Source organism: Sphingobium sp. MP9-4 (genome assembly GCF_005281675.1).
GTDB classification, from domain to species: domain Bacteria; phylum Pseudomonadota; class Alphaproteobacteria; order Sphingomonadales; family Sphingomonadaceae; genus Sphingobium; species Sphingobium yanoikuyae.
This window is the reverse complement of the sequence record NZ_LUFI01000038.1, coordinates 34,327-48,215: the sequence shown is the minus strand read 5'-3', so window position 1 is coordinate 48,215 and position 13,889 is coordinate 34,327. Positions and strand designations below refer to the sequence as shown.

The following is a 13,889-nucleotide window of genomic DNA, read 5'->3' as shown; positions in this document are numbered from 1 at the left end:
AGTTTAGTGCGCCTTGCCGAAATGCAGCCAAAAGGAGGTTGGGGCGTTCTGCCATCGTAACAACAATTTCAAGAAGAAGGTGTATTGGTGGCGACGAGCTGTTTCGCGGAAAGACTGGCCAAGACGGTTCCCCTGTCCGACGCAGAAAAAGCAGCATTGGCTCGGCTGGAAGAAAATCCCCGCAAGATCAAACGCGGGGCCATGATCCAGCGCGTCAACGAGACGATCACTGAGTTGTTCGTGCTGCGCGAAGGTCGGGTCATGAGCTATGTCATCCTGCCCGATGGCAGCCGCCAGATATTGCGCGTCTACTTCCCCGGCGATTTCATCGGTTCGGCCAGCACCATCTATAGCAAGGCCCCGGAATCACTGGTCGCCCTGTCGGACGCCATCGTCTGCCCGTTCGACAAGCATGCGCTACGCCGGCTGCTGGAGGAATATCCGCGCGTCGCCGCCCTGCTGTTCCTGCTGTCCAATGCGGAGCGGGTGGCGATGACCGATCGGCTTGCCTCGCTGGGCCGCACATCGGCCAGGGCGCGGGTCGCCTCCTTCCTGCTCGACATGTTCGATCGGCTGCGCGTGACGGACGACAGCATCACCGACAGTTTCGACCTGAAGCTGACGCAGGAAGAGATTGGCGACGCGATCGGCCTGACGTCTGTTCATGTGAACCGGATGATCCGGCAGATGGAGCAGGAAAAGCTGATCAGCCGCGCCAATGGCCGGATCACGCTGGTCGACATGGCCCGGCTGGAAGAGATCGGCCATTATACCAACCGGCACAAGCATATGGACCTGGACTGGCTGCCCGCGATGAGCTGACGCGCCGCGCGTCAGGCCAGCAGTTCGACATCCCAATAGAGCCAGTCGTGCCAGCTTTCGTGGAGATAGCCGGGCGGGAAGGCGCGGCCATGCTCCTGCAACTGCCAACTGGTCGGCCGGATCGGCTGGACATGCAACTGCATGCCCGCTTCGCGCGGGGTGCGCCCGCCCTTCTTGAGATTGCAGGGCGAACAGGCGGTCGCGACATTCTCCCAGGTGGTGCGGCCACCCGCGCGCCGCGGCACGACATGGTCGAAGGTCAGATCCTGCGTCGTGCCGCAATATTGGCAACTGAAACGATCGCGCAGGAACAGGTTGAACCGGGTGAAGGCCGGATGCTCCGAGGGCCGCACATATTGCTTGAGCGCGATGACCGAGGGGATGCGCATCTGCAGGCTGGGGCTGTGGACTTCCCGCTCATAGGAAGAGACGATATCCACCCGCTCCAGAAAAATCGCCTTGATGGCGGTCTGCCAGGGCCACAGGCTCAGGGGATAATAGCTGAGCGGGGTATAGTCCGCATTCAAAACCAGCGCCGGGCAGTTTTCCGGATGCCGTATCAGGTCGGGATGGTACATAGTCGCCTCTACCCCCTTGCCGACGCCGCTGATCGACCAACAACGTGACAAGAGCATGACAGCATTAACGAATATCCGCCGTCAAGAGCCTGTATGACTCAATCCACCGCACCACAGCATCTTGTGAGTCGTTTCGCGCCAAGCCCCACCGGTCGATTGCATGTCGGCCATGGCTGGTCGGCGCTGATGGCGATGGACCTGGCACGGGCCGCGGGTGGCGCCTTTCGCCTGCGGATCGAGGATATCGACGGCACCCGCAGCCGGCCCGAACATGTCGACGGGATTGTCGAGGATCTGCGCTGGCTGGGCGTGGCATGGGATGGGGAGATCATCTTCCAGTCGCAGCACCTGGCCGACTATGACGCAGCGCTCGACCAGTTGCGCGCGATGGACCTTCTCTATCCCTGCTTTTGCACGCGCGCCGATATCCAGGCGAGCCTGACCGCGCCGCATGGCCCGGAAGTCCCGGTCTATCCCGGCACCTGTCGCGCCCTGCCGAACGCCGAGCGCACACAACGTATCGCGGCGGGCATGCCCCATGCCTGGCGGATCGACATGCAGGCGGCGGTCGCACGGGCGGGAACGCTCCACTGGGCCGCCCTGCCCTATCCGCCCGATCCCCACGCGGCGCCGTGCGAGATTGCCGCCGATCCAGCGGCGGCGGGCGACGTCGTGCTGGCGCGCAAGGATGCGCCGGCCAGCTATCATCTATCCTGCACGCTGGACGATGCGGCGATGGGCGTCACCCATGTGCTGCGCGGCAATGACCTGCGCGCCGCGACCGACATCCATCGCCTGCTGCAGGCGCTGCTCGACCTGCCAAGCCCCGCCTATATCCACCACCCGCTGCTGCTGGGCGCCGATGGCAAGCGGCTGGCGAAGCGGGACGGGGCGATTGCGCTGGCGGAACTGCGTGGCGCCGGCATGGACCCGCAGCGCCTGGCCGATGATCTGCGCGCCGGGCGCTTTCCGGTTGGCATCACCGCCGGAGCGGCCTAGCATCCCCCCATGACCACCGTGCTCGTCATCGCCCTGATCCTTGCCATGGCCGCGACCCTGTTCGCGCTGGTCCGCGGCATCATCGCCTTCCTCCAGGCGACGAAGGAGGAACTGAACCTGCCGGAGGGGGCGCCGCGCCCGTCCAGCCTGAAGCAGAACCGGATGATGATGAACCGCATCCTGTTCCAGGCCGGCGCCGTCATCATCATCGCCCTGTTGCTGATGATGAAGGGCAATGGCTAAGGCCTGATGGTCAAGCTCAACAAGATCTACACCCGCACCGGGGACGCGGGCACCACCGGTCTGGTCGATGGATCGCGCCTGCCCAAACATGCGCCGCGCATGCAGGCGGTGGGCGACGTGGACGAGGCGAACAGCGCGATCGGCCTGGCCATATTGGCGATCGGCGACAGGCCCGAGGGGGGCTGGCTGACCACCATCCAGAACGACCTGTTCGATCTGGGCGCGGACCTCGCCACGCCGATCCCGGACGGCGCGGACGAACCCTGGGCGCTGCGCATCATTGCCGGGCAGGTCGCGCGACTGGAACAGCAGATCGACGACATGAACGCCGATTTGGCTCCACTCGACAGCTTCATCCTGCCCGGCGGCAGTCCGGCCGCAGCCGCCGTCCACCTCGCCCGTGCGATCACCCGCCGGGCCGAGCGCAGCGCGACGGCCGCAGCCGCCGATGTCGCGCTGAACCCGCAGGCGCTGGCCTATCTCAACCGCCTGTCCGACCTGCTGTTCGTGCTTGCCCGCCGGCTGAACGACAATGGTGCCCGCGACGTCAAATGGGTGCCGGGCGCGTCAAGACAGGTCTGATTTCAACGGCCTGGCTACCATCGGCCACGCTTTGCCTTGCAGCGCAACATTAACCCTATTCATTCAGAGCGCGTTTAGCCAATTCTCCAAATTTGCGGGTTATTCGCAATTAGTGAGAGGGCCAAGATGCAATTCTATCTGGCAACATCCTTCATCTTTCCGCGCAGCCTGCGCCTGCGCCTGTTCGCACTCTGTTTCGTCGCCACCCATCTGCCGCTGATCGGCTATATCAGCTGGGGCATGGCCACCGGCCGGATCGCACTGGCCGAGTTCCTGCTGCTGCTTGGCGCCACGCTGGTCGGCACGATCATGGCGCTGATGGGGATCGGCGCGCTGCTGAGTCCGATCCATGCGCTGGCCGATACGCTGCGCCCCGATAGCCCGGAGGCGCCGGTCCTGCCTGAAGTCGGCGACGTGATCCGCACCCTCTATGCCGGCGTCCACCGCGCCGCGACATCGACCCGCGCGCAGATGGACGAATTGCAGGTGGCGGCGCATGAAGATCCGCTGACCGGCATCGCCAACCGGCGCGGCCTGCTGGCGCAGATCGACGAGCTGCCGGTCGAAAAGCGCCAGGGCTGCATCGCGATCATCGACATCGATCATTTCAAGCAGGTCAATGACCGGCTGGGCCATGACGAGGGCGACCGGGTGCTGCGCGATTTCGCCACCCGCCTGTCGGCCCAGATCCGGCGCATCGACATGGTCGCGCGCTGGGGCGGCGAGGAATTTGCCGTCTTCTTCCAACATTGCATCGAGGATGAGGCGAGCTGGTCGCTGGCCCGCCTGGCCGAACAGATTCGCGAGCATCCGCTGGGCGATGTCGATGGCCGCCCGATCACCTTTTCCGCCGGCATCTGTCGCTGGAAGGGCGAGGAGATGGACGAGGTGCTGCGCCTTGCCGACCAGGCGCTGTACGAAGCCAAGGCCAATGGTCGCAACCAGCTGCGCCGTGCCCGGCCGGAGCGCACCGCCGCCTGATTCTGAACCACGGCGGGCCGGCAAGGAACCGACCTGCCCGGTCATGCGCTTACCCCTTGCGAGAGCGGTGCAACCGTATCGAAAGGGGCGTGCATGGCCAAAATCTGGATCCAGCCCGGACAGGACGCGCTGGCGGAACACTATCGCGCCGTCCGCGCCCTGACGCAGGCGCTGGCGACGCCCCTGTCCGACGCGGATGCCACGGTGCAGTCGATGCCCGACGCATCGCCCGCCAAATGGCATCTGGCTCATGTCAGCTGGTTCTTCGAGACCTTCGTCCTGCGCGATCATGTCGAGGGCTATCGCCCCTTCGACGACCGTTTCGCCTATCTGTTCAACAGCTATTATGAGGCCGAAGGGCCGCGCCATGCCCGGCCGATGCGGGGCATGCTGACCCGGCCGAGCCTGAACGAGGTGCGCGCCTATCGCGCCCATGTCGATGCAGCGCTGCTGGCCGCCATGCCGCATCTGCCGGAGGCCGCCTGCACGCTGGTGACACTGGGACTGCAGCATGAGCAGCAGCATCAGGAATTGCTGCTGACCGACCTGCAGCATCTTTTTTCGCTCAATCCCATCGCCCCTGCCCTGTTCGATGCGCCCAGGGCAATGCCCGCGCCGGTGCCCGGACCGCTGCACTGGATCGAGGGACGCGAGGGGCTGGTCGAGATCGGCGACGACGGCAAGACCGGTTTCGCCTTCGATTGCGAGGGGCCGCGCCACAAGGTCTTCCTGCGCCCCCATGCTTTGGCCCACCGGCCGATCACCAATGGCGAATGGATCAGCTTCATCGAGGATGGCGGCTATCGCGATCCGGCGCTGTGGCTGTCGGATGGCTGGGCATGGGTCCAGGCGGAAGGGATCGAGGCGCCGCTCTACTGGCAGCGCGGCGAGAAGGGCTGGACCCGTTTCGGCCTGGACGGACGCCAGCCGGTCAATCCCGCCGCTCCGGCCTGCCATATCAGCCTGTATGAGGCAGACGCCTATGCCAGTTGGGCGGGCGCGCGCCTGCCGACCGAGGCGGAGTGGGAAAGCGCGGCGCTCAACATCGCGCCGACCAGTGGCGAGCAACTGGACGGCGCCGCCTGCCCCCGCCCCCGCGCCGCCGAAGACGGCACCAGCCTGACCCAGATGTTCGGCGATGTGTGGGAATGGACCGGCAGCGCCTATCGCCCCTATCCCGGCTTTCGCACCGCCCCCGGTGCGGTCGGCGAATATAATGGCAAGTTCATGTCCGGGCAGTTCGTGCTGAAGGGCGGCAGTTGTGCCACTCCGCGCGGCCATGTCCGCGCCAGTTATCGCAATTTCTTCCACCCCCATCAACGCTGGCAGTTCACGGGACTGCGGCTGGCCAAGGATCTGTAAGCCCCATGCTGCTGACGCACGACATGCCCGCCGCCCGCACCATCGACCCGGCATTCCGCCGCGACATATTGGCCGGCCTTGCCCGATCGCCCAAGGCGACCCCGCCCATCTGGTTCTACGACCGGCGCGGGTCGGAATTGTTCGAGGATATTACCGACCTGCCCGAATATTATCCGACCCGCACCGAAACCGCGCTGCTGGCCGGCCATGGCGGTGATTTCGCTGCCGCCATCGGCTCCGGCCGGGCGGTGGTCGAATTCGGCGCCGGCAGCGCGCGCAAGACGCCGCATCTGCTGCGGGCAATCGATCCCGCCGCCTATGTGCCGATCGACATCAGCGGCGATTTCCTGCGCACGAGCAGCGCCGAACTGGCGAGCGCCTTTCCCGGTCTGCCGGTGCTGCCACTGGTCGGCGACTTCACCGGCACATTGGCCCTGCCCGATGCGATCGACGGCCTGCCGCGGCTCGGCTTCTTCCCCGGCTCCACCATCGGCAACAGCGAACCGGACACCGCCGTCGACCTGCTGCGCGCGATGCGCCGGCTGCTGGGCGACGCGGCGATGCTGCTGATCGGCATGGACCGGATCAAGGATCGCGATAGGCTGATCGCCGCCTATGACGATGAGGCCGGTGTCACCGCCGCCTTCAACCGCAACCTGCTGGTGCGGATCAACCGCGAGCTGGAGGGTGACCTGCCGGTCGATGCCTTCGCCCATCGCGCCATCTGGAATGACGAGAAGGCGCGGATCGAGATGCATCTGGAAGCGACCGAACCGCTGCATTTCCATGTCGCGGGCCAATGTTTTCACATGAAGGCCGGCGAGACGATTCACACCGAGAGCAGCCATAAATATGGTGCGCGCGACGAACGGCTGCTGCTGCGCGCGGGCGGGTGGGAACCCACGGCCGAATGGATGGACCCGGACGGCCTGTTCGCGCTGGTGCTGGCGAAGGCGGGGTAGAATCGGCCGGGGAATTTCACGCGACAGTCGAAGTTCACAGTGTCGTGGGGCTGATTCCGGCCAAATGCGCCGGCCATGCGCCTGCCCCGCGCCGGTGAAGCGACAGTCGCGCGACAATCGGGTCATGGCGACGCGCCTTCGACGCGACACGGACGCGACAGCGAGGCGACAGTGAAGCGACACTGGGCGGCTGAAACGCCACGGTGCAGGGCGGGGATAGAGCGCGCCTTCCATCCTCCAGGATAGATCAGAGAAAGGCCGAGTAGGAAAGCAAGCGTAAGGGTCTTGCCGCCGCCCGGCAACTGGCATCGGAGCCGAAGATGCGATATGATAAAATCATATCGGAATGGAGGCAGGCATGGCCGCGAAAGCAATCACCGTGACGCTGGGCGAAATGACATCCCATGCCGAGCGCCATCTGGCATCCGGCCGCTATGCATCCATGAGTGAAGTCATGCGCGCCGGTCTGCGCGCGCTGGATCGCGAAGAGGCTGTGCTGGACGAACTGGTGCGCGTCCGCGTGGCAGAAGCGCTGGCCGACCCTCGCCCCCCGATGCCGCTCGACAAGGCATTTGCGCAGGTCAGGGCCGCGATCGACAAGGCATGAGCCATCATGTCCGATTGTCGGCATTGGCGATCGAGGATCTGATTGTGATCCACCATTGGGTGCGTGCGGAAGCCGACCTTGCCACGGCCGATCGCTATCTGGCCCGGATCGAAGAGCGCGTTGCCGCACTGTCCGACTTCCCCGATCGCGGATATCCGCGCGATGATCTAATCGCGGGCCTGAGGACGTTGACCTTCGAGCGCCGGCTATTGATCGCCTATCATGTGGACGGAGAGATGGTCACCGTTCAGCGCGTCATCCATGCGGTGCGCGATCTGGGGCCGATGCTTCAGACACCCTGAAGCCACCCCCAGCCTATTCCGTCGCGAGCAGCAGGTCGCGCAGGTCGTGCAGGCTGGGCAGGACGGCGCTGGCCGCCAGGACCAGTTCCTCGGTCGGCGGCAGGAGGTCGGGAACCATCACCGTCGCCATGCCCGCTGCCACGCCGGCGCGGACGCCGGCATGGCTGTCCTCCACCGCGACGCAATCGGCCGGATCGACGCCCAGCCGCTCAGCCGCCAGCAGATAGGGCTGCGGGTCGGGCTTGGGCCGGTCGACGTCATTGCGGGTGACGACGGTCTGGAAATAGGGAAGCAGCCCGGCCTTCTCCAGCCGCTGCTGGGCATAGGGCGCCATGGTCGAGGTCGCGATCGCCATCGGAATACCGGCCCTGGCCAGATGATCCAATATGACCTCCGCGCCCGGCCGCAGCGGAATGCCGGCCTCCAGCGCGGCGACGAACAGCGCGTCGCTGTCGGCATAGAATTGATCGACCGGAAAGTCCGGCCCCATGCGGTCGGCCAGCATCCGCAGATTTTCGTCGCGATGGATACCGACCATCGACAGCAGCATCTCGTCCGACATCGGCCAGCCCATCGCCGCACCGGTGCGGGCGAAGGCGTCGCGATGCGCGGCCTCCGTATCCAGCAGCGTGCCGTCCATGTCGAAGATGACGGCGCGGATCGGGTTAGGCAGCGCAGCGGCGGCTTGCGGCGGCGCGTCGGAAAGGGATGCGGTGCTTGCCATGCCCATCATATGGTGGGTGCGCTGCAATATTTCCATTGCAAAGCGCGCCATCGGGGCTGCAATTTTCCTATTGCAGCCGCGTCCTATTCGACGACCTGCGCGGTCCAGACGGGGATCCAGCGCCAGGCGCCACGGCATTCGCCCATGCTGGTCGCTTCGGTCAGGCGGAAGCGGCTGCCATCCCAGACATAGGTCTGGCTGGTGCCACAATCGCCGATGCCGCGCCCCTTGGCAAAGCTTTGCAGCAGCGACTTTTCAGGCGCCCAGCCGGCATTGACCAGGGTGGGATGGCCGATCTCCTCCGTGCCCCAGCCGGGTGCATAGTCGAACGGCGCGAAGCGGAAGCTGCGACGGCCCGGAATGCCGCTGGCGATTACCGGCACGGTGGTGAAATTATAGGCGCCAGAGCCACAGGGAACCAGGATCAGCGTGTCATTCTTCGACAGGCGATGCAGTTCGGACTGGCCATTGGCCATCTCGTCGGTGCAGCCGGTGAACTTGCCGAGCGCGGTCCGCTCCTCGCGCCACAGTGCGGCCGGGGCATCGCCGGTCGCGATGACCGCGCGATGGATCGCCGGCGTCGGCGGCGCGACGCGCACCGCCAGCGGACCGAGCGGCCCGGTCGCGACCAGCGCGGTTGTGGTGCCGGCCCGGCCCTGGCGCGCATCCATGTAGCGGATTGCCGCGCCCGCCCCCGCGAGCGAGGGACGACCGAGCGACCGGTTGCCGGTGCGCACTTCCATCGTGCTGCCGCGCGCCATCGCGATCGCCAGCGCCGACGCCTGCGGCCCGCGCAGGGTGGCGTCGCCATCGCGCGCGGTCACCGTCGCGACCTTGCGGCCATCGACCAGGAAGCTGACGTCGGAGGAACCCTTGGCATCGCGGCTGACCCAGACTTCGGCCGCGGCATCGGGACCGGCCGAACGGGCGACGCCGACCATCACCGGATTGTCGGGCCAGTCGCTGCCGGGCAGCAGCGACACCGCCTCGCACCGGTTGCGATTGTCGCAACCGATGGTCCAGTCCTTGTAGGTTTCAAGCGTGCCAGGCTTGGGCGCAGGCGCGTTGGTCTGCGCCGTTGCCATGCCAATGGTGCCGATGGCCGTTAAGACGGCCGCGAAAAATCTAAGTTCCCCCATCGGTTAACCATAACCGATTTGTTAAGCCGGGGGTAGGGCCTCTGTTAAGTAATCGAAATGATTTGGTTAAAGGCTTAACATCAACCCGGCCAGCGCGGCGCTCATCAGATTGGCCAGGCTGCCGGCGACCAGCGCCTTCAGCCCCAGCTTGGCGATCATCGGCCGCTGATTGGGGGCAAGGTTGCCGGTCACCGCCATCTGGATCGCGATCGAGCTGAAATTGGCGAAACCACATAGGGCAAAGGTGATGATGGCGATGGTCGAGGGCGAGAGGCCGTCCTGCACCTGGCCAAGGTTGATGTAGGCGACGAATTCGTTGAGCACGACCTTGGTGCCGAACAGGCCACCGGCCACCTGCGCCTCGTTCCAGGGGATGTTGAGCAGATACATGACCGGCGAGAAGACATAGCCGAGCAGCTGCTGGAAGCTGAGTTCGGGATAGCCGAAGATGCCGCCGATACCGCCGAGGATGCCGTTGGCGAGTGCCACCAGCGCGACGAAGGCCAGCACCATGGCGCCGACGGCGACGGCCAGCTTGACGCCGGTCTGGGCGCCCTGCGCCGCCGCCATGATGATGTTGGCGGGCTTTTCCTCGTCATGGGTGGCGACGGGCATGGGTTCGCCCGGCGTGGTTTCCGCATTCAGCACCGCCGCGACCGCAGCCGCACGGCGCGTTTCGGGCAGGTGGATATCATCCTCCAGCGGCAGTTCCGGTTCGCATTCCGGTTCGTCGGGCATCATGATCTTGGCCATCAGCAGGCCGCCGGGCGCCGCCATGAAGCTGGCCGCGAGCAGATAGTCGATCTTGATCCCCATCGAGGCATAAGCGGCGAGGATGGTGCCGGCGACGCCCGCCATGCCGCTGGTCATCACCGCGAACAGCTGCGGCCCGTTGAGGCCGGCGAGATAGGGACGGATCACCAGCGGGCTTTCGCTCTGGCCGACGAAGATGTTGGCGGCGGCGCACAGGCTTTCCACCTTCGACACGCCCGTCACCTTCTCGATCGCGCCGCCGACCCAGCGGACGATGAACTGCATGATGCCCAGATAATAGAGGATCGACACCAGGCTGGCGAAGAAGATGATCACCGGCAGCGCCGCGATGGCGAAGCTGGCGCCGCCGATTTCGGGCTTCGCCAGCGGGCCGAAGATGAAATTGGTCCCCGCCTGCGCATAGCCCAGCAGATTGGCGACGCCATGCGACATGCCCGCGATGATGGCGCGTCCGGCCGGCACATAGAGCACCAGCAGTGCGATCCCCGCCTGCAGCAGGAAGGCCGCGCCGACCACGCGCAGCCGGATCGCGCGGCGGTTGGAAGAGAGGGCAAAGGCAATGGCAAGAATCAGTAATATGCCGGCGAGGCCGATAAGAAGATGCATGAAGCGCTTTCGCGGGAATGGGCAAACCGCGCGACTATACAGGGCCAGCGCGCGGAAACCAGCAGGGAATCCCGCCCCGCGATATAAATGAGATAGCCTCGCTTTTTGTCGGCAAATCGATCAGAACCATGACGACACAGAAGATGCGATGGGGAGAGGCGATGCTGATGGAAACTGACAAGCCCGGTGCCGCTACGGAATGGCGGCGTCATTATATGCTGCCGATCGCGGCCGCGCTCGGCTATGCCACCAGCGTCATCCATATCTATGGGCTTGGCCCCTATATCCAGCCGATCAGCGACCAGTTCGGCTGGACGCGGACGCAGGTGACGGTGGGCCTGACCCTGTCCACCCTGGTCCAGGCAGTCTTTTCCGTGCCGATCGGCCTGATGGTCGACCGGCTGGGGCCACGCATCTTCGGGCTGGTCGGCGTGCTGCTGACCTGTGGCGCCTTTGCCCTGCTGGGCACGGCGACCGGCAGCCCCGGCCAATGGTATCTGCTCTGGGCGCTGCTGGCGCTCGCGACCCTGCCGGTGCAGGCGACGATCTGGACCAGTGCCGTCGCCACCCGTTTCGAGGCGTCACGCGGCCTGGCCTTTGCCATCACCCTGTGCGGCGCATCGATCGCGGTCGCCATCTTTCCGCTGATGGGCAGCTGGCTGATCGGCCAATATGGCTGGCAACGCGCCGCGCCGATCCAGGCGGCGATCTGGGCGGCGTGCAGCTTCCCGCTGATCTTCCTCTTCTTCCGCGGCGCGCGAGATCGGCGGCGCGGCGAGGCCGAGACGGCCACCGCTGCGGCACCCGCAGTCGGCGCCACACTGGCCGAAGGGGTGCGATCCTCCATCTATCATCGCCTGCTGCTCGCCAGCCTGCTCTTCACCTTCACCATCATCGCGCTGGTCGTGCATTTCGTGCCGATCCTGACCGATCGCGGCGCGGACCCGATGCGGGCGGCCGGCATAGCCTCGGTCGTGGGCATCTGTTCGATCATCGGCCGGCTGGCGACCGGGCTGCTGCTCGACCGGTTCCGCGGAGCGCTGGTCGGTGCCGGCGTCTTCCTGCTGCCGGCGGCCGCCAGCCTGCTATTGCTGGGCGCCGGAAACAATGTCGCACTGCTGATCGCGGCGGCCGCGCTGATCGGCCTGACACTGGGCGCGGAGGTCGACGTGATCGTCTATCTCACCACCCAGCATTTCGGCCTCAAGACCTTTGGCGGCCTTTATGGCGGACTGCTGATGGCACTATCGGTTGGCACCGCCACCGGGCCATTGGGCGCGTCGGCGATTTTCGACCGATTCGGCAATTATGCGCCCTTCCTTTGGATAACGCTTGCCCTGATGGTCGGCAGCAGCCTGGCGCTTGCCAGCCTGCCGCGCCCGGCCTTTGCCCGGCTGCGCGGCCATTGAACGGGCATTGACATAAAGCGCTACAAAGCCGCCACGTCGAGACATCGCGGGGATATATGGCGCGCCTAGTCCTGCCCTTCTGACAGTCCACAGACGACAGAAGGGTAGAGCGAGATGATGCAGGATGGTGCGCATGACGACCATGGCCATGGCCTGGCCGACGACCTGGCGCAGATGCGCAAGCTGGCCGGCGAGGCGATGGGTCGCCGCCGCACGTTGCGCCTGCTCTTTTCGGCCGGCAGCGCCGCGCTGATCACCGCCTGTGGTGGTGGCGGCAGTGACAGCGACACTGACACGTCGACCGCCACGCCGACGCCCACCCCTACCCCGACGCCAACACCCACGCCGACCCCGACGTCGAGCAGCTGCATCGCCGATCCGGAAGAGACCAACGGCCCCTATCCGGCCGACGGGTCCAACAGCAGCAATGGCAGTGTCGTCAATGTGCTGGACGACACCGGCATCGTGCGCACCGACATCCGGTCGAGCTTCGGATCGTCGAGCGGCACGGCCGAGGGCATCTATATGCAGCTGACCATCACGGTGGTGAACGTCAATGGCAGCTGCGCGCCGCTGGAAGGCTATGCCGTCTATATCTGGCATTGCACCCGCGACGGCCTCTATTCGCTCTACACCGTGCCGGGCGAAAATTACCTGCGCGGCGTGGGCGTGACCGACGCCAATGGCCAGGTGACCTTCACCAGCATCTTCCCCGGCTGCTATGACGGGCGCTACCCGCATATCCATTTCGAGGTCTATCCCAGCCTGGCCAAGGCGACCAGCTATGCCAATCGCGTGCTGACGTCGCAGTTCGCGATGCCGACGGATGCCTGCAACACGGTCTATGCGACCAGCGGCTATTCCAGCAGCAAGACCACCTTCGCCAAGATCACGACTAGCAGCGACAATGTGTTCGGCGACAACACGTCGGCCCAGGTCGCGGCGATGACGCCCACCATGACCGGCGATACGACCAATGGCTTCACCGGCACGGTGATGGTCGGCATCGCCATCTGACAGGAATTATGCGGATGACTTTGCAGGGATCGCCTTCAATCGATATGCTGACCGCCAATATGGACGGATCGCGCATATTGGTGGTCGACGATGATGCGGACATCCGCATCCTGTTGTCGGATTTTCTGGAGCAGCATGGCTTTGCCGTGACCGCGGTCGCGGACGGCGTGGCGATGGATCAGGCGCTGGCGGCGCAGACATTCGACATCGCGGTGCTGGACGTGATGATGCCCGGCGAAGACGGGCTGTCGATCCTGCGCCGGCTGGCCGCGAGCGGCGACCTGCCGATCATCATGCTGTCGGCGATCGGCGGCGATATCGACCGGATCGTCGGGCTGGAAATGGGGGCGGAGGATTATCTGCCCAAGCCGTGCAATCCGCGCGAACTGCTCGCCCGCGTCCGCACCGTGCTGCGCCGCAATCGCCGCCAGACATCGGAACCGCAGGTGCCCGCCGGGCAGCGGCTGCGCTTTGCCGGCTGGCAGGTCGACATGGGCGTGCGCCTGCTAACCGACCCTGACAATGTCGTCGTCACCTTGACCGATGGCGAGTTCCGCCTGCTGCGCGCCTTCATCGAGCATCCGCGCCGGGTGCTGAGCCGCGACCAGTTGCTCGACTATTCGGCCGGCAGCGACGCGGAAAGCTATGACCGGGCGATCGATGTCCAGGTCAGCCGTCTGCGCCGCAAGCTGGAACGTGGCGAGATGGGCGACGAACTGGTCCGCACGATCCGCAACGAAGGCTATATGTTCACCGCCGAGGTCCGCCCGGCGTGAGCCCGG

Annotated in this window: 16 protein-coding genes; 12 read left to right on the top strand and 4 right to left on the bottom strand. The window is 65.5% G+C overall.

The window, feature by feature from the left end:
• Positions 1-84: 84 nt before the first annotated feature.
• The gene (locus A0U87_RS12835) at positions 85-822 is read left to right on the top strand and encodes a Crp/Fnr family transcriptional regulator (RefSeq protein WP_004210159.1); all 738 of its coding nucleotides are present in this window, start codon (positions 85-87) and stop codon (positions 820-822) included.
• Between the two features lie 11 nt (positions 823-833).
• Here A0U87_RS12835 and A0U87_RS12830 read toward each other — a convergent pair whose 3' ends face one another.
• Positions 834-1,400, bottom strand: a complete 567-nt coding sequence (locus A0U87_RS12830; RefSeq protein WP_004210158.1) for an HNH endonuclease — start codon at positions 1,398-1,400, stop codon at positions 834-836.
• 93 nt (positions 1,401-1,493) lie between these two features.
• Between A0U87_RS12830 and gluQRS the strand changes: the two genes are divergently transcribed.
• The 8 genes from gluQRS (at position 1,494) to A0U87_RS12790 (ending at position 7,438) form a co-directional block, all read left to right on the top strand.
• Positions 1,494-2,399 (top strand): tRNA glutamyl-Q(34) synthetase GluQRS, encoded by a 906-nt coding sequence (gluQRS, locus tag A0U87_RS12825; RefSeq protein ID WP_170978396.1) that lies wholly within the window; start codon positions 1,494-1,496, stop codon positions 2,397-2,399.
• Positions 2,400-2,408: 9 nt separating this feature from the next.
• Positions 2,409-2,642, top strand: a complete 234-nt coding sequence (locus A0U87_RS12820; RefSeq protein WP_004210155.1) for a twin transmembrane helix small protein — start codon at positions 2,409-2,411, stop codon at positions 2,640-2,642.
• A 6-nt stretch (positions 2,643-2,648) separates the two neighbouring features.
• Positions 2,649-3,224, top strand: coding sequence for a cob(I)yrinic acid a,c-diamide adenosyltransferase (locus tag A0U87_RS12815; protein WP_048936358.1), 576 nt, complete (start codon positions 2,649-2,651; stop codon positions 3,222-3,224).
• Between the two features lie 126 nt (positions 3,225-3,350).
• Positions 3,351-4,205 carry a GGDEF domain-containing protein gene (locus tag A0U87_RS12810; RefSeq protein ID WP_004210153.1) on the top strand — a complete coding sequence of 285 codons (855 nt, stop codon included), beginning with the start codon at positions 3,351-3,353 and terminating at the stop codon, positions 4,203-4,205.
• 93 nt (positions 4,206-4,298) lie between these two features.
• Positions 4,299-5,567, top strand: coding sequence for an ergothioneine biosynthesis protein EgtB (egtB, locus tag A0U87_RS12805; protein WP_048936357.1), 1,269 nt, complete (start codon positions 4,299-4,301; stop codon positions 5,565-5,567).
• A gap of 5 nt (positions 5,568-5,572) precedes the next feature.
• Entirely contained in the window at positions 5,573-6,529 is a 957-nt protein-coding gene (egtD, locus tag A0U87_RS12800; protein ID WP_048936356.1) for an L-histidine N(alpha)-methyltransferase, read from the top strand.
• A gap of 358 nt (positions 6,530-6,887) precedes the next feature.
• On the top strand, positions 6,888-7,136 hold the full coding sequence (locus A0U87_RS12795; protein ID WP_099231618.1) for a type II toxin-antitoxin system ParD family antitoxin: 249 nt from the start codon (positions 6,888-6,890) through the stop codon (positions 7,134-7,136).
• Positions 7,133-7,438 (top strand): type II toxin-antitoxin system RelE/ParE family toxin, encoded by a 306-nt coding sequence (locus A0U87_RS12790; RefSeq protein WP_048936355.1) that lies wholly within the window; start codon positions 7,133-7,135, stop codon positions 7,436-7,438. Before A0U87_RS12795 ends, A0U87_RS12790 begins: the two co-directional genes overlap by 4 nt.
• Positions 7,439-7,451: 13 nt before the next feature.
• On the opposite strand, the gene A0U87_RS12785 is transcribed toward A0U87_RS12790, so the two are convergent.
• The 3 genes from A0U87_RS12785 to A0U87_RS12775 form a co-directional block, all read right to left on the bottom strand.
• Positions 7,452-8,213, bottom strand: coding sequence for an HAD family phosphatase (locus tag A0U87_RS12785; RefSeq protein WP_080993510.1), 762 nt, complete (start codon positions 8,211-8,213; stop codon positions 7,452-7,454).
• Positions 8,214-8,245: 32 nt separating this feature from the next.
• Positions 8,246-9,301 carry a DUF1176 domain-containing protein gene (locus tag A0U87_RS12780; protein WP_048936354.1) on the bottom strand — a complete coding sequence of 352 codons (1,056 nt, stop codon included), beginning with the start codon at positions 9,299-9,301 and terminating at the stop codon, positions 8,246-8,248.
• A gap of 66 nt (positions 9,302-9,367) precedes the next feature.
• The gene (locus A0U87_RS12775; RefSeq protein ID WP_004210148.1) at positions 9,368-10,681 is read right to left on the bottom strand and encodes a nucleoside transporter C-terminal domain-containing protein; all 1,314 of its coding nucleotides are present in this window, start codon (positions 10,679-10,681) and stop codon (positions 9,368-9,370) included.
• Positions 10,682-10,842: 161 nt separating this feature from the next.
• On the opposite strand from A0U87_RS12775, the gene A0U87_RS12770 reads away from it, so the two are divergent.
• From A0U87_RS12770 to A0U87_RS12760, 3 genes are all read left to right on the top strand, one after another.
• Complete coding sequence (locus A0U87_RS12770) at positions 10,843-12,090, top strand: MFS transporter (RefSeq protein ID WP_137405608.1); 1,248 nt, start codon at positions 10,843-10,845, stop codon at positions 12,088-12,090.
• A gap of 114 nt (positions 12,091-12,204) precedes the next feature.
• The gene (locus A0U87_RS12765; protein WP_048936352.1) at positions 12,205-13,107 is read left to right on the top strand and encodes an intradiol ring-cleavage dioxygenase; all 903 of its coding nucleotides are present in this window, start codon (positions 12,205-12,207) and stop codon (positions 13,105-13,107) included.
• Between the two features lie 44 nt (positions 13,108-13,151).
• Entirely contained in the window at positions 13,152-13,883 is a 732-nt protein-coding gene (locus tag A0U87_RS12760; protein ID WP_037490911.1) for a response regulator, read from the top strand.
• Positions 13,884-13,889: the final 6 nt, after the last annotated feature.